This is a genomic window from Flavihumibacter sp. ZG627, assembly GCF_000814325.1.
Taxonomy (GTDB): domain Bacteria; phylum Bacteroidota; class Bacteroidia; order Chitinophagales; family Chitinophagaceae; genus Flavihumibacter.
In genome coordinates this window covers 47,547-66,897 of the sequence record NZ_JPHF01000005.1, presented here as the reverse complement: position 1 = coordinate 66,897, position 19,351 = coordinate 47,547, and the positions used below count along the sequence as shown (strand labels likewise).

Annotated in this window: 20 protein-coding genes; 7 read left to right on the top strand and 13 right to left on the bottom strand. The window is 42.4% G+C overall.

Features of this window, described 5'->3' with window-relative positions; genetic code table 11:
* The 3 genes from HY58_RS11995 to HY58_RS11985 are packed head-to-tail and all read left to right on the top strand — an operon-like array spanning nucleotide 1 to nucleotide 1,928.
* Entirely contained in the window at nucleotides 1–930 is a 930-nt protein-coding gene (locus HY58_RS11995; RefSeq protein WP_039132259.1) for an aspartate carbamoyltransferase catalytic subunit, read from the top strand.
* Between the two features lie 42 nt (nucleotides 931–972).
* On the top strand, nucleotides 973–1,449 hold the full coding sequence (gene coaD / locus HY58_RS11990) for a pantetheine-phosphate adenylyltransferase (RefSeq protein ID WP_039132256.1): 477 nt from the start codon (nucleotides 973–975) through the stop codon (nucleotides 1,447–1,449).
* A gap of 2 nt (nucleotides 1,450–1,451) precedes the next feature.
* Nucleotides 1,452–1,928: a hotdog fold thioesterase gene (locus HY58_RS11985; RefSeq protein ID WP_052324081.1), complete on the top strand. Its 477-nt coding sequence runs from the start codon at nucleotides 1,452–1,454 to the stop codon at nucleotides 1,926–1,928.
* Here HY58_RS11985 and HY58_RS11980 read toward each other — a convergent pair.
* Nucleotides 1,894–2,520 (bottom strand): NUDIX hydrolase, encoded by a 627-nt coding sequence (locus HY58_RS11980; protein ID WP_039132254.1) that lies wholly within the window; start codon nucleotides 2,518–2,520, stop codon nucleotides 1,894–1,896. The genes HY58_RS11985 and HY58_RS11980 overlap by 35 nt on opposite strands.
* Nucleotides 2,521–2,564: 44 nt before the next feature.
* On the opposite strand from HY58_RS11980, the gene pyrE reads away from it, so the two are divergent.
* Both pyrE and HY58_RS11970 read left to right on the top strand, forming a co-directional pair.
* Nucleotides 2,565–3,200, top strand: coding sequence for an orotate phosphoribosyltransferase (gene pyrE, locus HY58_RS11975; protein ID WP_039132251.1), 636 nt, complete (start codon nucleotides 2,565–2,567; stop codon nucleotides 3,198–3,200).
* Between the two features lie 23 nt (nucleotides 3,201–3,223).
* Nucleotides 3,224–3,586, top strand: coding sequence for a heavy-metal-associated domain-containing protein (locus HY58_RS11970; protein WP_039132249.1), 363 nt, complete (start codon nucleotides 3,224–3,226; stop codon nucleotides 3,584–3,586).
* Between the two features lie 137 nt (nucleotides 3,587–3,723).
* Here the strand turns inward: HY58_RS11970 and HY58_RS11965 are convergent, their stop codons facing one another.
* Nucleotides 3,724–4,152 (bottom strand): LEA type 2 family protein, encoded by a 429-nt coding sequence (locus tag HY58_RS11965; RefSeq protein ID WP_172644654.1) that lies wholly within the window; start codon nucleotides 4,150–4,152, stop codon nucleotides 3,724–3,726.
* A 318-nt stretch (nucleotides 4,153–4,470) separates the two neighbouring features.
* Here HY58_RS11965 and HY58_RS11960 point away from each other — a divergent pair, with 318 nt between their 5' ends.
* Nucleotides 4,471–5,121 carry a WbqC family protein gene (locus HY58_RS11960; protein ID WP_039132244.1) on the top strand — a complete coding sequence of 217 codons (651 nt, stop codon included), beginning with the start codon at nucleotides 4,471–4,473 and terminating at the stop codon, nucleotides 5,119–5,121.
* A gap of 17 nt (nucleotides 5,122–5,138) precedes the next feature.
* Here the strand turns inward: HY58_RS11960 and HY58_RS11955 are convergent, their stop codons facing one another.
* From HY58_RS11955 to HY58_RS11940, 4 genes are all read right to left on the bottom strand, one after another.
* The gene (locus tag HY58_RS11955) at nucleotides 5,139–6,608 is read right to left on the bottom strand and encodes a M56 family metallopeptidase (RefSeq protein WP_039132242.1); all 1,470 of its coding nucleotides are present in this window, start codon (nucleotides 6,606–6,608) and stop codon (nucleotides 5,139–5,141) included.
* A 1-nt stretch (nucleotide 6,609) separates the two neighbouring features.
* Nucleotides 6,610–6,993, bottom strand: a complete 384-nt coding sequence (locus tag HY58_RS11950; protein ID WP_039132240.1) for a BlaI/MecI/CopY family transcriptional regulator — start codon at nucleotides 6,991–6,993, stop codon at nucleotides 6,610–6,612.
* A 348-nt stretch (nucleotides 6,994–7,341) separates the two neighbouring features.
* Nucleotides 7,342–9,768 (bottom strand): sodium-translocating pyrophosphatase, encoded by a 2,427-nt coding sequence (locus tag HY58_RS11945; RefSeq protein ID WP_052324080.1) that lies wholly within the window; start codon nucleotides 9,766–9,768, stop codon nucleotides 7,342–7,344.
* A 65-nt stretch (nucleotides 9,769–9,833) separates the two neighbouring features.
* Nucleotides 9,834–12,932: an AsmA family protein gene (locus HY58_RS11940; RefSeq protein WP_039132237.1), complete on the bottom strand. Its 3,099-nt coding sequence runs from the start codon at nucleotides 12,930–12,932 to the stop codon at nucleotides 9,834–9,836.
* Nucleotides 12,933–12,979: 47 nt separating this feature from the next.
* Here HY58_RS11940 and HY58_RS11935 point away from each other — a divergent pair, with 47 nt between their 5' ends.
* Nucleotides 12,980–13,456 (top strand): TlpA disulfide reductase family protein, encoded by a 477-nt coding sequence (locus HY58_RS11935; RefSeq protein ID WP_039132235.1) that lies wholly within the window; start codon nucleotides 12,980–12,982, stop codon nucleotides 13,454–13,456.
* 4 nt (nucleotides 13,457–13,460) lie between these two features.
* Here the strand turns inward: HY58_RS11935 and HY58_RS11930 are convergent, their stop codons facing one another.
* The 7 genes from HY58_RS11930 to HY58_RS11900 form a co-directional block, all read right to left on the bottom strand.
* Nucleotides 13,461–14,063: a thioredoxin family protein gene (locus tag HY58_RS11930; protein WP_039132233.1), complete on the bottom strand. Its 603-nt coding sequence runs from the start codon at nucleotides 14,061–14,063 to the stop codon at nucleotides 13,461–13,463.
* 63 nt (nucleotides 14,064–14,126) lie between these two features.
* Nucleotides 14,127–15,095, bottom strand: coding sequence for a YihY/virulence factor BrkB family protein (locus HY58_RS11925; protein WP_039132231.1), 969 nt, complete (start codon nucleotides 15,093–15,095; stop codon nucleotides 14,127–14,129).
* Nucleotides 15,092–16,141 carry an endolytic transglycosylase MltG gene (mltG, locus tag HY58_RS11920; RefSeq protein WP_039132229.1) on the bottom strand — a complete coding sequence of 350 codons (1,050 nt, stop codon included), beginning with the start codon at nucleotides 16,139–16,141 and terminating at the stop codon, nucleotides 15,092–15,094. Before mltG ends, HY58_RS11925 begins: the two co-directional genes overlap by 4 nt.
* A gap of 77 nt (nucleotides 16,142–16,218) precedes the next feature.
* Entirely contained in the window at nucleotides 16,219–16,578 is a 360-nt protein-coding gene (gene secG, locus HY58_RS11915) for a preprotein translocase subunit SecG (RefSeq protein WP_039132226.1), read from the bottom strand.
* 1 nt (nucleotide 16,579) lies between these two features.
* Nucleotides 16,580–17,560: a hypothetical protein gene (locus HY58_RS18910; protein ID WP_052324079.1), complete on the bottom strand. Its 981-nt coding sequence runs from the start codon at nucleotides 17,558–17,560 to the stop codon at nucleotides 16,580–16,582.
* 28 nt (nucleotides 17,561–17,588) lie between these two features.
* A complete protein-coding gene (lptE, locus tag HY58_RS11905) occupies nucleotides 17,589–18,083 on the bottom strand; it encodes an LPS assembly lipoprotein LptE (protein ID WP_253271559.1) in 495 nt (164 codons plus the stop codon).
* Entirely contained in the window at nucleotides 18,076–19,341 is a 1,266-nt protein-coding gene (locus HY58_RS11900; protein ID WP_039132222.1) for a sigma-54-dependent Fis family transcriptional regulator, read from the bottom strand. Before HY58_RS11900 ends, lptE begins: the two co-directional genes overlap by 8 nt.
* Nucleotides 19,342–19,351 lie beyond the last annotated feature (10 nt).

Below are 19,351 nucleotides of genomic sequence, written 5' to 3'. Positions count from 1 at the left end.
ATGCAACTTAGTACAAAACATCTTCTTGGCATTAGAGACCTTCTACCGCAGGATATCCAGACTATTTTAGACACTGCCACACAGTTCAAGGAAGTATTACAGAGACCTATCAAGAAAGTACCCTCACTTCGGGATGTTACAATAGTCAATCTTTTTTATGAGAACTCCACCCGAACAAGGATATCCTTTGAGCTTGCCGAAAAAAGGCTTAGCGCCGATACCATCAATTTTTCATCCAGTGGCTCTTCAGTTTCTAAGGGCGAAACCTTGTTAGACACGGTTAACAATATCCTAAGCATGAAAGTTGATATGGTTGTTATGCGCCATAGTGCCAGCGGTGCCCCTCATTTTCTTGCTAAACATATTCCGGCCGCCATTGTAAATGCAGGAGATGGTATCAATGAACACCCCACACAGGCACTCCTTGATGCATTTTCAATCCGTGAAAAACTAGGCACTCTGGAAGGTAGTAAGATTGCCATAATTGGAGATATTATGCATTCAAGGGTTGCCCTCAGTAATATCTACCTTCTTAAAAAAATGGGAGCCGAGGTTATGGTAGCCGGTCCTCCCACACTGATCCCCAAACATATGGCAGAGGCTTTTGATGTTAAGGTAGAGTACAACCTGAAAAAAGCATTGGAGTGGTGTGATGTTGCCAACGTGCTGAGGATACAACTGGAACGACAGAACCAGGTGTTGTTCTCATCCCTACGTGAATATAATCTGGCCTATGGCGTTAAAAAAAGCATGCTCGATAACCTTAACAAGGAGATACTGATAATGCACCCAGGTCCTATTAATCGCGGAGTTGAACTGGACAGTGATGTGGCTGATAGCCATCATAGCCTGATTCTGCAACAAGTGGAAAATGGTGTAGCCGTCCGTATGGCAGTTTTATACCTGTTGGCAGGCAGAGGTGAGTCGTAAAGAATTGTAGCATTCAAAAATTTATTTACACAAATTCTGATTATGGAGCGTATTTGCTTGTTTCCCGGCACATTTGATCCTATCACCCTTGGTCATGTGGACATCGTTACGAGGGCGCTTCCATTATTTGACAGGATTATCATCGGCATTGGACTTAATGCAGCCAAAGCACCTATGTTTTCACCCGAACAACGGTTACTCTGGATCAGAGAAATATTCAAAGGAGAACCACAGGTTGAAGGAGCTATTTATGAGGGACTTACAATAAAATTCTGCCAGGATATTGGTGCACAGTTCATACTGAGAGGGATCCGTTATGTGAGTGATTTTGAATATGAGAAGACGATTGCAGATGCAAATCGTACTATGGACAAAAAAATTGAAACTATCTTCCTCACCGGTGAGCCTAAATACACATCTGTGGCCTCTACCATTGTACGCGATATTATTCGTAATAATGGCGACGCCTCACCATTCATTCCCGATGTTGTATTTAATAGTTTACAAAAAAGCAGCTAATCATGTCCGTTATTTGGTTCGATCCCGGGCTCAACATCGAGCAGCTACGCTTATTATCGACAGACACAATGGGCGATCACCTTGGTATAGAATGGATTGAAGTAGGTCCGGATTATATCAGTGCACGTATGCCTGTTGATCATCGTACCAGGCAACCTTATGGCCTCCTCCATGGAGGAGCATCTGTGGCCCTTGCCGAAACATTGGGTAGTGTTGGAGCAGCGATGAGTGTGGACAGTTCAAAGTTCATTGCTGTTGGAATGGAGATCAATGCAAATCATGTAAAAAGTGCAAGGTCAGGGTATGTAATTGGTACCACAAGAGCCCTGCACCGCGGTGCAACTAGCCAGGTTTGGGAAATCCGCATTGAAGACGAGCAAGGCAAACTGATATGCATAAGCAGAATAACGGTAACAATTCTTAAAAGGAAAGATCGGGACTCTATTACCCCTTCTTCAATTCAGCCAGAACATCCCTGATACTTGGGAAAGTATTCTCCATGATGTCTTTCCAACCGGAGGGCATTAACCATTTGATGGCATGGATATCTTCTTCTGTTTGGGGGTTGAGTACCTGTTTCCCATCCACTTTCATTTCAAACCAGAAAGATTCCTTCAGAATATGCTTACCACTTTCATAATAAGTATGATAGGTAGTGATTAAAGGCTTAGTTATAACAGGATATTGAAGTCCTGTTTCTTCTTCCACCTCACGGATGGCACATTGTTCAATTGTTTCTCCTTCATCCAGTTTGCCTTTTGGCAGATCCCATTTACCCCGTCTGAAAATAAATAACAGTGCACCATCTTCGCCCCACACTGCTCCACCTCCAGCTTTGATAAGCGTGAATTTTTTCCAGAATGCCATTTTCAGCGCTTTCAGGTCATTATGTTTTAATATACCTGCATGAATATGTGGGAGATCCATTTCATAAATCATCGATTTTAACGCCGGAGTAGAAAATTCGTCAATGAAAACTGCATCATCATGGTGGAGATAAGGCTCCAGGTCAGGGGTAATCTCATCACATAAGAAAAGAGGCTTTTCGCCAAAATAGATTTTGATGTACATAAAGGCTATGGGTATTTTTGCGGCGGTTTAAAAATAAAGATACTATGAAGTCAAACGAAAAAGCTGTTGCTGAGAAGTTGTTACAGTGTAACGCAGTGAAGTTGAGTCCCGACAATCCATTTACCTGGGCCAGCGGCTGGAAAAGTCCTATTTATTGTGATAACCGGCGGGTTCTATCCTTTCCCTATGTGCGTGATTTCATTAAATCCGAAATGTGCAATATCATTTTTGAGTCTTTCCCTGAGGCCGATATGCTGGCCGGAGTAGCCACCGCAGGGATAGCCTGGGGGGCAATGGCAGCCGATCAGTTAAAGCTTCCCTATATCTATGTACGGCCTAAACCCAAAGAGCATGGTCTCGGTAACCAAATTGAAGGATATTATGAGCCAGGTCAGAAGGTTGTAGTCATTGAAGACCTTATATCTACAGGAAAGAGCAGTCTGCAAGTAGTGGATGTATTGCGGCAAGCTAACATAGAGGTGGTAGGTATGGTTTCTATCTTCACATATGGATTTGCTGTGGCTGACAAGGCTTTTCAGGCTTCAGGTGTACCTTACCGTTCACTTACCAACTACAGCAATCTTATACAACTTGCATTGGAGAAGGGAATAATTAGTGCATCTTTAGAACCCATATTGTTAAATTGGCGCGAAGACCCGGCCAGCTGGGCAGGAGTTTAGTAAATTAGCTCAAAATAATTTTAATGAAGAAGATTTTTATGTTGGTTCTGGCCCTATTTGCCATTGGGGGCACAGGTATGGCCCAGGCGAAAAAAGCCCTTCAGACAGTGACCATAAGTACACCTACGGTTCAGTGTGAGAGTTGTAAAAAGAAAATAGAATCCTTCCTGTTGAGGGAAGATGGGGTCACCAAAGCAACAGTTGACTATAAGCGCAAACAGGCTAAGGTGAGCTTTTATACCGATCGTACCAATGTCGAAAACATTAAAACGGCCATTGCCAATGTTGGTTATGATGCCGATGATGTTACAGCCAATGAGGAGAGCTATAAAAAGCTCCCGAAGTGTTGTAAAAAACCGGAAGACGGGGGAGGGATGAAGCAATAAATCGCAATGGACAACAGGCAATAATCAATAGGCATTGATAAATCATACTAAAAAAGCTACCGCATTCGGTAGCTTTTTTAATGCTGGTAACCTGCGATAAGGTTGCCTCCATCCCTCCATCTCTCCATCCCTCCACATCACCATTGTACCTGCTGCTTACCCGAATAGTTAACGGGCATATTAAAAAACACCCCCGACTTCCCCAATTTAACTGTTCCATTTACTTTAACGTCAATCTCCGAATTCATTAATAATGCAAGTGCATTATTGAATAGCTGTTTCATATCCACCTTCATTTTAACGGGCAATAAAAAGGTGTCTTTCCTGGGTATTATAATTAGCGTATCCAAAACACTTCTCCCTACAGCTTTATCATTTAGCGTAACACCCAAATCAGCTCCTTTAAGTTGAAGGGCAAAATCATTTGGATTATAATACTTAAGGTCTGCCGAAACGACAGATTCCTTTAATCCCATTGAATTGATCCTGAAGTTCTCAAAAGCCTGGTATTCGGGTATCTGGGGTTGCCGGCAACCTACCATTACCAGAATAGGGAGTGCTAGCATTATCAATTTAAGCCATTTTAAGCGAGTACGTTTCTGTTTGATCATAATACCAGCAAAATAGGGGAAAGGTCAATTATCAGCAAATTCAATTTGTAATATTGGACTATCTTTAACGCCAATAATTTTGGGAAGCACACTAAGTATCTCCCTTTTAAAGTAAATATTCAGTAACTATAAAATTTAGTATTTAAGTTTTATGTTCATTTAATTGATTAACAAATAATAATAGCATAAATCAATTTATTTTAAGTTCTTTTTTAAAGGGAAATATTCAATTATTCAGATAAATATGTGCTATTTTAAAAATGTATGACGACCATGAGTAATTCAAGAGTATTAATAACTGATTTACAGTATTTTGCAAGTGTTAATTGGTATATAAATGTATATAATTATAAAGATGTCATAATTCATTTATATGAGTCTCATTCCAAAATGAGCTTTCGTAACCGATTGTGGCTTGCCGGAGCTGATGGAAGGCTTTCGCTGTCTATACCGGTAAGTGATTCCCGAAATGAAAAGCAACTATATCGCGACTTGAAGATTGTATCTGGCAGATGGCCTACTGAACATTTACGAGCCATAATATCATGTTATAACAGAAGTCCTTACTTTGAATATTACCGCGACGAATTGGCAGATTTATACTCAAGACCTTTTCTGTTTTTGATAGATTGGAACTTTGCCTGTTTTGAATGGATGGAGAAATGTTTAGGTAAAAAGGTTGGGTTAACGATGGTAGATCTGCATAATAAAGGTGAAATGCAGGAGCGTTTCAACGGCGCAGAAATGGTGGATGAGAGAAATCATATTCGTCCCTCAGCACTTGCTCGATTATCAGGAAATCAGGATGGAGTAATCCGGTATAGACAGGTGTTTGAGGACAGGGTAGGATTCATCCCGGACTTGTCTATCCTCGATCTTTTGTTTTGTACTGGCCCAGCTGCGAATGAAAAGTTAGCAGGATGATATCAAAGTCAATAAGCTTAAAAATGAATCACTCTTCCGGGAAGTTTGAGGCTGCGGGCACTCTTGATCCTATTGGATTGTGTGGTGGTATCAATTTGGTCAAATGCCTGGAAACTATTCCTCGGAACATAAGGGAGCCGTGCGCCATAGGTTATTGTCTCTGGAAGAATTGGTTCAGGTGGTGAACTTAGGGTAAAGTCGATCTCCATGCGTTCAACGGCTCTTACTGCGATGATACTTGCATTTTCAGTAGTATGCTTAACAATAACTAATGGTACTTTAAAAAAAGAGGTCTCCATTTGTTGGTGACCGGGAAAGGACTTTTCAATCTTTTCCTGAAGATCTGTTTCTCCCTTTTTAGCAATGAATGTTCGAGGTGGGGCTGAGAAAGATTTTTTATTAATGGTAGCTGGCAATAATGCTGGTTTTACAGGAAGATTATTTGTGACGCTTGTAATAGTCAGTGGCATCTTGTGAATTGTGGAAGATGAATCAGCTGGTTTAATAACGGGTTGAATGCTTAATCCCGCCGTTAAAATGGCGAGAAATAATACTTGAATAAATACGTAAGTCCTTCTTGTTGAATTCTTTATTGGCAATTTAAGCATTCTTTGAACCCTTGCCAGAAGCAATTGCTTATTATTTCCTCCTGCGCCCAATAGTAAACCAGAACGGATATTGCGGTCCTGTTCCAATTTTAATAAAGCGATCGCATAATCATGGGGAATGAAAGGAAATTGTAATACCCAGTCATCACAGGCATGTTCTCTTTCTTCCCTGATTATTTCAATAAGGCACTTTGCAAATGGGTTAAAAAAGAAAATCATTCCGGCAATAGTTACCAGAACATTCCAGAAATAGTCGTTTCTCTTAATATGTGCCAGTTCATGAATCAATATGGCTTCAACTTGGTCAGGAGTAAGTTGGCTGGCAAGAGATACAGGGAGTAATATAATTGGCTTAAGCCAACCGGTTATAACTGGTATATCTATCCGGTGAGAGACTTTAATATCCACAAAGCGGCGAATATGCATATGTCCGCACATTTCCTGCAGAAACAAACGCCACTCAACCGGTGCTCTTTCCAATCCTTTTGAACGAACTATTTCATTCTGGTAGAATGATCGCCACAATCCCAAGCAACTAAATACCAGCCAGATCAAATAGGCGAAAGATAACCAGGGAAGGATTTTCGAAATATTATTCCGCCATAGAAAATAGTTTTGAACCAATTCATCATTTTGTAAAGAAATCGTAGGAGTGGGGATTGCATCCCGGCTTAATGTAAGTAATAATCCCACCCCAAACCATATGACCCCTATGCCCAGCAGTAATCTCGCCAGATTATAGCGGGTTGCGGCTGACCGTAGCGGTAGGAGCCATTTCAAAAACAGATACAATACCCACAGAATCCCAAATTGCCACCAACTGTTCAGAAGTGACCAGCCCAGCGCCTCCAGATACAATGCCTGGGGCAGATGGGGCATATTAATGCTTTTTAAGGTTGTTTAATAAATCCTGTATCTCCTGCAATTCCTGTTCAGAGGCCTTATGGTTACCCAGGGCCTGAAGTATTAATTGGGTAGGTGAACCACCAAAGAGTCCATCTATCATTTTTCCTAACAAATGCTTTTGGGTCTTTTCACGACTAACAGCAGCCTGGTAGATATGTGATTTTACAGATTCATCGCGTTTTACCAATCCTTTTTCATTCATGATCTGCATTAGTTTGAGCGTAGTGGTGTATCCCACATCTTTTGTTTGTGACAACTCTTCATGAACTTCCCGGACACTGGCCAGGCCTTTAGCCCATAGTACCTGTAGAATTTCCAGCTCACTTTCAGTTGGTTTGATGTATCTCGTTGCAGCCATAGCAGGTGATTTGATTTCGAATATACGATTGTTTTCGTAAACAAAAGTTAAGAGAAATTAAATTCCACATGCCTGCTTTCTAAAAGAAACCACCAAAGTTGATATATCAAATATAATTGAGTCAAATAAGATAAAATGCTACAAAAAGCCTATGGTTGCGAAAAACCGTTTCGTTGCTTTGCAGGGAATCCTTCCTGATGAAATAGAAATCGCTAGATCAGTGCTGGCAAAAGATCATTGAGAATTGTAGTGAAAAATCAGATGGATAGAAAACAAAAAAGCCCCGGCGTAGACACGTCGGGACTTTTGGTATTTGGATCTGATTAGTTTCTAAAACAAATGTAGGAGTTATTTCTCATCTACATTGATCGAAAAGGATAATTCCTCCTCTAAATCAAGAAATTTTTCATATTTCTTAACGACCTCAGCCGATTGCTCAGTACCGTTTACTACCAGTTGTCCGCCTTTATAAGCTACCGCCAGTTTGCCGTCTTTACTGAAACCATCACGCTGTAATGCTTTTACCAGGCCATTTAAAGCCTCATCCGCATTTGATCCGCTGATCTGAACTTTTGCATCAGAATTTCCATTTGTATCAACGCGAATTTCCATTTTATTCTCGATCTTCTGGGCAACGGTCACCGCTTCTCCGCGTGTATTGTGGAGGTCGGCCAGTGTCGGTGCTATCACCAAAGAAACAATACTCATAAGCTTGATCAGGATATTCATAGAAGGTCCGGAAGTATCTTTAAAGGGATCTCCAACAGTGTCTCCTGTTACAGATGCTTTATGTGGCTCTGATTTTTTGTAGTACATCTCACCATTAATTTCGACCCCTTTCTCAAAAGATTTTTTCGCATTATCCCATGCACCACCGGCATTGTTCTGGAACATTCCCATCAATACACCACTCACTGTAGCACCAGCAAGAAATCCACCTAATGCTTCTGGACCAAATGCAAATCCAATGATAAGAGGAGAGATGATAGTAATAGCGCCGGGAAGCATCATTTTCTTAATAGATGCATCGGTTGAAATGGCAACGCATTTATCATATTCCGGTTTTCCCGTTCCTTCCATAATTCCAGGAATAGTACGGAACTGTCTGCGTACTTCTTCCACCATTGCCATGGCAGCTTCACCAACGGCACGGATAGCGAGGGAAGAAAAGATGAAAGGAATCATACCACCAACAAACAGGCAGGCAAGTACATCTGCCTTATAAATATCAATTCCATCGATGCCGGCTACTCCAACAAATGCCGCAAAAAGCGCAAGAGCAGTAAGGGCGGCAGAAGCGATGGCAAATCCTTTACCGGTTGCTGCAGTGGTATTTCCAACTGCATCCAGTACGTCTGTTTTTTCCCTAACCTCTTTTGGCAGCTCACTCATTTCAGCAATACCACCCGCGTTATCTGCAATAGGTCCGAATGCGTCGATGGCAAGTTGCATTGCTGTTGTAGCCATCATACCTGCAGCTGCTATTGCAACACCGTATAATCCGGCGAAATAATGTGCTCCATAGATTCCTGATGCCAGCACAAGTATGGGAAGGAAGGTAGATTCCATACCAACAGCCAAACCACCAATAACATTGGTAGCATGACCTGTTGCTGATTGCCTGATGATAGATTTCACCGGGCGTTTACCCATAGCCGTGTAGTATTCAGTAATGATACTCATTAAAGTTCCTACCACCAGTCCAACTACTATAGCATAAAAAACATCCATTCGGTTGAACTCAAACCCGCGAAGACTCATGGTTGTATCCGGAAGGATATATTGTACAAGGAAGAAAGACGCGATTGCAGTTAAAACGATGGAACCCCAGTTTCCCATGTTCAATGCTTTCTGTACAGCGTCGGTACTGATTCCGGCTGAATCAGAAATGCGGACAAACCATGTTCCAACAATTGAGAAGAGAATTCCAACACCCGCTATCAGCATGGGAAGTAAGATAGGAGAGAAACCAGCAAATGAATCAGTTGCTATCGTTTCCTGCCCAAGTACCATGGTGGCAAGTACAGTTGCAACATAAGAACCAAAAAGATCGGCGCCCATACCTGCAACATCACCCACATTATCACCCACGTTATCTGCGATGGTCGCCGGGTTACGGGGATCATCTTCAGGAATACCTGCTTCTACTTTACCTACAAGGTCAGCACCAACGTCTGCAGCTTTTGTATAAATACCTCCACCCACACGTGCGAAAAGTGCAATTGATTCAGCCCCTAACGAGAAACCAGTCAACACCTCAATAGCTTTGGCCACCAATTTATCATTGGCTCCCAGTCCCGGCGCGAAATACTGAACCAGCACAATAAAGAGTCCGCCAAGACCCAATACTGCCAGTCCGGCAACACCCAATCCCATAACCGAACCTCCTGTAAAAGAAACGTTAAGCGCTTTGGAAAGGCTGGTACGTGCTGCCTGAGCAGTGCGTACATTGGCTTTAGTAGCAATGCGCATTCCAATATAACCGGCCAGGGCACTGAATACAGCCCCAACAATAAATGCCAGTGCAATTGTCCAGTGTGAATGTTCATTACGGCTTGCCATGAAGCCTAACAGGATTGAAACGATCACAACGAAATAACCGAGGATCTTCCACTCTGCTTTAAGAAAGGCCATGGCACCTTCAGCAATATAAGTGCTGATCTCTTTCATGCGGTCATTGCCAGCATCCTGTTTGGAAACCCATGCAAACTTCACAAAGGTGTACAGCAAGCCGATGACACCCATTGCAGGGACCAGGTAAAACAATTTGTCCATAATAGATACTTGTTAACAAAAATTTTAGAGTGGGCAAAAATAGGGGAGAAAAGCCAAAAAAGGCACTATTGCTGTTTTTGGGTTGTGTCTACAGCCGGCTTTTTCTTTCTGAGGATGTCCTTTATAAGGCCTTTTGCAGCATCTGAAGCTTTTTTCGGAGCCTGTCCGCTGCTGGTATCTCTGGCCATAAGTGTATCTTTTGCAGAGGTGCTATCCCGGCCAAATATCTGTTCCTTCACTTTTTTCTTCGCCTCCTGTACCGCTTTCTCACGGATTGCTTCCAGCGAATCCTTTGCCGCCTGTTTGGCCACCCCAAGGGCACTGTCAGCTTTTACTTTCTGCTCCATGGCCAGATCACGCACAAGGTCTTTCATTTCCGTAGCCAGGCTCTCTGTGGCATCCTGGAGATTATAACTTAGGGTTGGACTTTTAATACTGCCACCCATTTTGACCTTAAGGTTTACTGTTTCTCCAAGTTTAACGGGAATTCCTTTTTTGGTCAATTCACCTACAAGGCCATCAACCACCTGGTTCGCACCAGTTCCAAGTTTGGAGCGCGGTACTTTGAGATTGATAATATATTCAAGTGACTGGTCAAAACCGTGCATCCCTCCGATTTCCATGTCTATGTCTTTTACCTTAACCGTGAAGGGCTTTACAAGAACCTTCCCATTCACGAATTCAAAATATTGTTTTACATCTTTGAAACTTATATTCTGCAGTGACTCAATCTTAAGCTTATCCGCAAGAACTTCCAGAGGCTTGAATTTGCTCAGAAATCCTTCTATTAACAAGATCATCCCATTACCTGAGAGTGACCCAAGATCCGGCATCATTTCCTCCCCAAGTATTCCGTAAACTGTGAGTCCCGAACTTAATTTTCCGGTTATGAATTCACCTATCGGCATCAGGAACTTGACTGTATTAAAAGCGTTAAAGGTTTTTTGCACATCCAGGTTTGAAAGCTGGAAAGCCAGTCTGATCGCTGGTTTGGCCTTATTCAGGCGCGTGGAATAGGAACCATTAAGATTCATTGTACCATCAAGTGCCTGCATAGTGAGATTATCTAAGCTTATGGTTTCGTTGGCAATTGTAAGTCCCCCCTTTACTGCTTTGTAAGAAACATTATCATATACCACTTCATCAATATCAGTACTAATGTTGAAACGGATATTGGCTGGCACTTCAAATGGTTTCGTTGTAGCTTGCGATGTTTTGGTGCCGGCAGGTGTTGTACCCATCCATTTATTAAGATCAACTTTCCCCGCCTTCAGATTCATTGTACCGCTCAATGGTTCATCCTTAAGTGCATAGCCTATGGCATTATGAATTTTTCCATTGCCATTAAAGTTGGTTTGCATAAAATTTCCATTCGCATTACTTATCTCAATATCCTTTGGAGCCAGGGTTAACACAGCATTTTTCAACAAAAAACCATCCTGGTATTCGGGGGTCTTGTAGATGAGGTCCTTAACTACTACTTTACCCGATGATTGTATGGCATCATATTTCTCCTGGTCAACATAGGATTTCTTTCCCCGGATGCGAATATCCGCATCGAGATGGCCATCTATACTAGTGCCGGGTTCGAAAGTGTAAAACTGCTTCGCACGGTCGAGTTGGAAGCCCCCTTTTGCACTTACATCAAAATTTGGATCAGTGGCAGGGTGAGTAAGCAGCAGGCTGAAATCTATTTTATCTGTACCGAATTCTGCATGCCCTGCAGGAATTTTCACCACAGTATTATCGGCAATGCCATCTGTATTGCTTACTAATATTGTTGCACTCGTATTCCGGATCGGTTGAGGAAATTCCCTTGAGGCATATAGCAGATTACTCAATTCAAAGAAGCCATTTGCCTGGAAGGGTCCTCTCTGTTGTTTTAATACAACATTCAGGTTTCCCTTTCCGGAAATGTCGGCCTTTACCTGGCCCGACAGTTTCGTACCCTCTTCCAGTTTAACAAACTGTCCGATTGTACCCAGGTCAAGATTTCCTTTGGCAGCAGCATCAATAAACTGTATCGTTTCAGGATTTTTATAGAGCACCCGAAAACTGAAAGGCTCTTCCCCAAATTTCAGGGTTGCATTGCTTATATCAATTATGGTATTATCTGGTTGACCATCTACGTTAGTGGCCTTCAACTGGAGGTTAATATCCTTTACTGGTTTTGGAAGATCCGGATATTGAAAGAATCCATCTTTTATAATGGCATTCACTGAATATGCGGGAATTTTCCCAGGTGCATATATTCCTCTTACAAACCCTTCAAAAGCTGCTGTCCCTTTTGTTGTAAGATCCTTGAAATCTTTTTGGTAGATCGCTGGTACCAGTGAAAGTATATCCCTGAATTCATTGGAAGGGGTTTTGAAAACGATATCCATATTATAGGTGGAATCGTTCACCAACTGGAAAAACCCATCCCCATCAATCTTTAGTTCGTTGATAATGGCTTTAGCTTTGGCGAAGCTGTATTTGTTCTGGGGAAGGTTAACATCAATAGCAGCATCAATTGTGGTTTTTGTTCTTGCCAGGTAAGGTATTCCCGCATAGGTAAAGCTGGCTTCTCCAGCAGTGGTAGCCGTTTCCAAAAGAAAATTATCGGCTGTAAAATTTCCACTTCCTTTATGGTTAAGATGAGAGAGGTCCATATACATGTCAGCCTGAACATCATCATAACGCAACTTTCCGTCAATAAGCTCATAGCGATTTAGTTCAACAGAAACTTCTGAAGCTGAAGAATCTGCTGCTCCGGTTTCTTCAGTAGACTTAATTATATCCCAGTTAACCTTTCCCATTTCATTAACCATCAGGTGAATGGAAGGTTTGTTGAATACGACGTTATTAACTTTTACCGGACCTGAACCCAAAAGACTGAAAAGGTTTATGGCAATATCCACCCTGTCCGCAACCAGTAGGGTATCGGAGGAAAAGTTACCAGGCCCACCTATATACAACTTTTCAAGGCCAACACTAACCTTTGGGAAGTTGCGAAAAAGTGATATAGAAACATCTTTGAATGTAGACTTTGCAGTTAGTTGTTCGTTTAGCTCTTTTTCGGCGATCATCTTAAGTTTGTCCCCAAACAAAAAGGGGACGGCTGCTGCAAATGCCAGCATGGTTCCCAATATGATGGCCATGATCAGTAGTATTTTCTTCCCCATATTGTTAAATGTTTATACGTAAATATTGATTCTCTTAAATTGCGATCATGAAACAGGTCGCGCTTTTATTCTTATTCTTCTTTGCATCTGTTTGTAGCAAAGCCCAGATGGTAAAGAAAATTTCCATTAATGAGCTTGACAATTATATACGCAACAGCAATAAACCAATGGTGGTCAATTTCTGGGCCAGTTTCTGCAAGCCTTGTATAGAGGAGATCCCTTATTTCCTTGAATCAGCTGCCAAAAATGATTCAGTGGAAATGGTGCTTGTTAGCCTTGATCTGCCTGACTTTTACCCGGCAAAAGTAGAATCCTTCCTGAAAAAAAGAAACTTTCTTGGCGCTACCCAGTTCTGGTTGAATGAGACCAATGCAGATGATTTCTGCCCACGCATCCACCCTTCCTGGCAAGGTGCAATGCCGGTTACTTTATTTGTTAATAATAACCGTGCTTACCGAAGGTTTGTTGGGCGCCCCATGACGCAACTCCAGGTTATTGAAGCATTTGACCTGTTAACAAAATAAGAAATCAGCTTTTCCTCTTAATGCCACAACCCACTGATCTCGTTTCCTTTACTGAAACGTCTTTCCCTGCAATAGTTTCGTTGATGGCTTCACGAAGATGTATACGCGAAATTTTAGATTCATCGGCGGGACTATCATCAATGGCCCCATGATATACCAGTTTTCCATCCCCGTTAAACAGAAAAACCTCTGGAGTTCTTGCTGCACCGAATGCGTCTGCCAACTCATTATTACTATCAATGGCATAAGGCCAGTTATACCCTTGCTTTTTTGCATAGGCTTGCATAGCATTGTAAGAATCAGCTTTGGAACGATCACCTTCATTGGAATTCAAAAGGATCACACCAATATTTTTTTCCAGTGCATATTTGCTGATCCCGCGGGTGCGCTCCTGGTTTTTTAAAACGTATGGACAAGTATTGCAACTGAACATTACAAGTAACCCATTGGGCGTTTTTATATCAGCAAGGGAAAGGATCTTTCCCGAAACATCCTTCATTTTAATATCCGCTTTGGGAATATCTGATCCAATGGGCAATGAACCCTGTTGCATAGTGAATGCAAAAGCAGAAATAGCAATTGCGGCAAGCATCAGTAATTTTTTCATGTCCTTTTTTTTAATAAATACCGCAATCCCGTTAGGGATCCATTCTAAAGTTCGTTAAAATTTTTAAGATTCCTTCTGCTCAAGAGCTTCTTTACGGGCTCTTTCAGCCGCCATCATCTTCAGTGAATGGATACTAACGTTGAGTTCATATCCAATAAGCAGTACCAGCGCGCTAAAATCGATAAGCACCATCAGGATCATTATTGTTCCGATAGAGCCATATACTTTGTTAAAGCTTCCGAAAGTATTCACCCAAAAGGAAAAAATCAGTACTGTAAGGATGATCAGACCGGTTGCGAGGATGGTGCCAGGGGAGGAGAGCTGCCAACGTTCATGTATAGCCGGAACATACTTGTAAATGATTGCTATACTATAATATACAAGAGCCACAATAAACACCCAGCGAAGATTAGCCACAAGCCAGGAAACAAGCGGCGTATTAATATCCAGTTTATCAAGAATCCAATGCAGGAAAGTGCCCTGTGCTATCAACAGTATGATAACAATGAAAATCATTAAAATAAGAATGGTAGTGATCTTCACTGCCACCCATCTGCTTAAAAGAAAATTCCTGCTGGTAGCATAGAGAAGTGATTTATTAAAAGTTCTCATTATGCCCAGCACCGCGTTTGAGGCATAAAACACTGCTATAAAAAAACCGAGTGAAAGCAGTCCGGAGCGTGGTGTTTCCAGGAAGTCCACCAAAAAATCTTTCACCATCACGTAGGTGGTCTGGTTAGGGGTGAGGTCGTGGGTTAACAACAATAGTTCTGCCGTAATCTGTTTGGAGAATGGCATATAGGGGATAAGGGTACAGAGAAATATTGTAGCAGCAGGTATCGCCATCAGCAGATTAAATGAAATGGCCGCAGCCCTGTCATTCAATCCCACTTTTTTAACCTGCTGCAAAAAAAACACGATCACATCATAAAGGGGCAGGCCTTCAAATCCCGGTAGGGATATCTGCTTGCTTTTGCTCGTCAGGAAGCGCATCGGCGCGCTTTCGAGTATGATGCGTTCCAGTTTGATCATTTGCCGTTATTACCGGTATCTTCAGGTTGATTCTTTTTCTTCATATATGTATCCAATGCCGATTGATATGCCTTCGCATACTGCAGGTGTTGATTATAATTTTCGGCAAACACATGATAACCTGAGAAATCGGGCCTTGCTACAAAGAAAAGGTAATTTGTTTGTGGTGCCCTCAGAACAGCATCAATTGTCACTTTTTGAGGGGTGCAAATTGGGCCTGGTGGCAAACCAGCCACCCTATAAGTATTATATGGTGATTCAACCGCAAGATGCTTGTTGTATATGCGCTTAAGCCCGAAATCACGGAGTGCGAATTTTACGGTTGGGTCTGCACCAAGCCGCATCCCTTTGTTGAGCCTGTTAATATAAACGCTGGCTATAGTATCTTTTTCATCATTTTTGTTTGTCTCCTCTTCCACAATGGAGGCAAGGATAACTACCTGCTCTGGACTAAGTTTCAAACCTGTGGCTTGCTGTTTGCGCTCCTCATTCCAAAAGCTTTCCCTGGATCGCATGATCTTGGCTATCACCTTTGATGGAGTTGTATTCCAGAAATAAGTATAAGTATCTGGCATCACTCCTGTCATCACGGTATTACTATCTAACCCATATGCTTTAAGCGAATCATTATTATTCAGGAAACTGATCATGGCGGTGGAATCAAATTCCAGCTTTCGGGCTGCGAGAGAGGCAAGGTCTTCTTTGGTTCGAAGTTTTGTGATCACCAGGTTCACAGCATCCTGCTGCCCGTTTCTAAGCTTGCGGATAATACTGAGCATGCTGCTGTTTGCAGGGATGGAATAACGCCCCGCCTTAACACTTTCAGGGTAATCAAGCTGCGAAGCAATAACCCCGAATAAAGATGGATTCTTAACAACGGTATCTTTCCTAATTATTTCAAGTACCTGCTCATTGCTACTGCCAGTAGGTATCTCGAGATAATATGTTTTTGCGGTGAATCCCGTTGCAGGGCCTAAAACTTTCCAGGCACCAATTGATGCGGCCAGCACTACTAATAACAGAATTATCAAAAGGATTCTTTTCATGGATCTTCGATTGCTTTGTAAAATAAAGAAAAAACCCTGCCACTGGCAGGGTCTTTATAACTAAGCTTATCAGATTATTATTTTGTAGTATCTGTTGTAGCAGGAGCCGGAATTAGGGGTTGTGCATTCTGCGCAGGAGGTGTTTGCGCAGGTGCAGTTGCTGCTGGCTTTGTATTCAATTGCTCAAGCAGATTGTTGTTGCTGGCAGTGGTCTTCGGAATAAACATGGCACTGAAAAGGCAAAGCAAAGCAACAACGGTTGCAAAGATCCAGGTCCCTTTTTCAAGTACATCAGTAGTTTGCTTTACACCCATGAACTGATTACTGAGCCCCGCAACACTTCCTGCCAGTCCGCCGCCCTTGGGATTCTGTACGAGAATAATAAACCCCAGTATCACACTAGCCAGTATTACTAATATCAGGAAAAGAATTGTCATCTTATCTATGTTTTATATTTTCAATTCGTGCCGCAAAATAAGCGGATTTGTCGGGATAAGCCAAACTTAATTTGCGATATATATCGATGGCCCGGGCCTTATTTCCCTGTTTTAACAATACCTCCGCCATGGTTTCTGTCACAACTTCCTTCATTTCAACGGATCCTGCAGCCATGGCAACTATATTCTCACCATTGCTGGTATCAAGCAGCTGTTGCTCCATTTCAGTATTGGGAAGCCTTTTCATTGTGCGTATCCACTCAGTGAAACTTTTCAGCTGTTTTCCCAGCTTATCCCCAGGCTTGACGTCCTGGCCCAATTTGATACCCTGTGAGGCGAAATAATCTATTGTGTGATAAGGCTCAAACACCGGCATCTCGTCGGTTCGGGGACTAATATCACGCAACGAAGGGATGGGGATAGGGGATTCCATCCGAAGAAGGTCGGTGCGCAGCGGTGGTTCGGGGGTATCATCATGCTGTTCCTTAGAAAACTCCTCTGATTCCTTGCCTTCCTCTAAATATGGCTCTGGGGCAATTTCGGTTTCATCTTCTTTTATTGGCTCCATTTCCAATAATTGCTCCAGCTCTTTGACTTGAACTTCCTCTACCTCCTCAGAATGCGATTGCGCGTTCTCAATTTCATACCCCGGCTCAACTGTACTTCGCTCCGGTTCAACCTTTGGTTCCTCCTTTTCCTGTACTGGCACTAACTCCCTTACAAAAGGAGATGTAAAATTTTCATGAACCGGTCGATCCCTTAAAACACTATCGATCTGGTAAATATTGGGAACAAATAATGCGGCCTTTGCATATTGATCATCTGTTTGACTCAATTTCAGTTGTTGCTGCTTTTTCAGTAACAACAGTTGAAGTGCTCCCACATAGGGATAACGTTCGGTTGCCCGACGGATCTCATCAATATCAACCACATCCAGATGCGGCTGGTGGAAAAAATGTTGTATGGTTTTATTCAATTCCATTTAACTGGCAGGGCAATATACTGGCTTATTACCAGTTGGAGAAAATACGGTTGAAAATTTCATCACTGAGGTTGTTCACTATTGTTTCACTCAGTTGCGTTTCTGCCTGGGGTAAACTCAGGCTGGCATTAAAATCAAAATTGCGGGTTATATCTGCCTCAAAATCTTTCTTCTCATCCAGCCTGTTCTTAAATATAATATGAACTGTTACATTCAAACGGTTGCTCGCGGCCTGCTTATCTGAAATACCTGAAGTAGTAAGAGAGTAATCAGTTATGGTGGCACTGATATCATAATGCGCCTCTTCTCCCTGGATCTGCGTGAGCTTAGTCTGGTTGTTTACTTTCTGACGAAGTTTGTCTGTAAGCTGCGGACTAAGCAATGGATTAATATAGCGGGCTTTATTTTCAATGAAATTGATTCGAACCGTCTTAACCTCCGGGGGAATAGAGATATCGCGGAATGAATAACAGCCACTTAATAAGAATATGGATGCCATCAGTATAGTGAGCAATCTAGTCATTGATATCATATTCTTTTAGTTTTCTGTAGAGCGTTCTTTCACTGATGCCCAGGTCAGAGGCGGCGTCTTTTCTTTTTCCTTTATGCTTTTTAAGTGCTTTTTCTATCAACTCCTTTTCCTTATCCATAATATTCAGCGACTCTTCCACCTCCTCATGTGCATAGATATCATCATGTGGCATGATCATGGCCGGCTGCTGAACTGCCGGTTGTACATAAGAGGAGGGCAATACGGCTGTGGCCGGTTGTTGTATCTCCATATTCATGGGATATTCACGCATCAGGCTTTCCTTGGTGTATGCCACTGCAGCAGAAGCCTCTCCCGGATTCTGGAGTATCTCTACAAACATCTTTTTTAATTCTGTTACGTCCTTTTTCATATCGAAAAAGAGCTTGTATAATAGTTCCCTTTCATTGCCGAATTCCTGCTTGTTGCCGTGCATGGGACTATTAACGAGCATGGGTAATCGATTCTGGTTGGTCTCCGGCAGAAAACGGCGAAGCCCCTGCGCGCTGATGATCTTATCAGTTGACAATACAGAGATCTGGTCTGCAATATTTTTCAGTTCCCTAACATTGCCGGGCCAGGGATAATTTACCAGGATCTGCCTCGCATCATCATCCAGTTGTACAGGTGCGGTTTTATATCGTTCCGCAAAATCAACTGCAAACTTTCTGAAGAGGAGAGGAATATCCTCCTTCCTGTCTCGCAGTGACGGAACCCTGATTGGTACTGTACTCAGACGATAATAAAGGTCTTCCCTGAATTTTCCGTTCTGTGTAAATTCCAGCAGGTCTTTGTTTGTTGCAGCAATAACCCGAACATCTGTCTTCTGCACTTTTGATGATCCCACACGGATGAATTCACCTGCTTCCAATACTCTGAGAAGCCTGGCCTGGGTACCGATTGGGAGTTCACCGATCTCATCAAGGAAAATAGTTCCCCCGTTCACTGTTTCGAAATATCCCTTTCTGCTATCCACTGCACCAGTGAAAGCGCCTTTCTCGTGTCCAAATAACTCAGAGTCAATTGTGCCCTCAGGGATGGCACCACAGTTTACTGCTATAAAGGGATTATGTTTCCTGGCAGAAAGTGCATGTATGATCTGCGAAAATGCTTCTTTACCTACACCGCTTTCCCCCACGATCAGCACAGTGAGATCAGTGTTCGCCACCTGGGCTGCTACATTAAGCGCATGGTTGAGGGCAGGGGAATTGCCTATTATGCCAAACCTGTTTTTTATACTTTGAATCTCCATGTTTATTCGT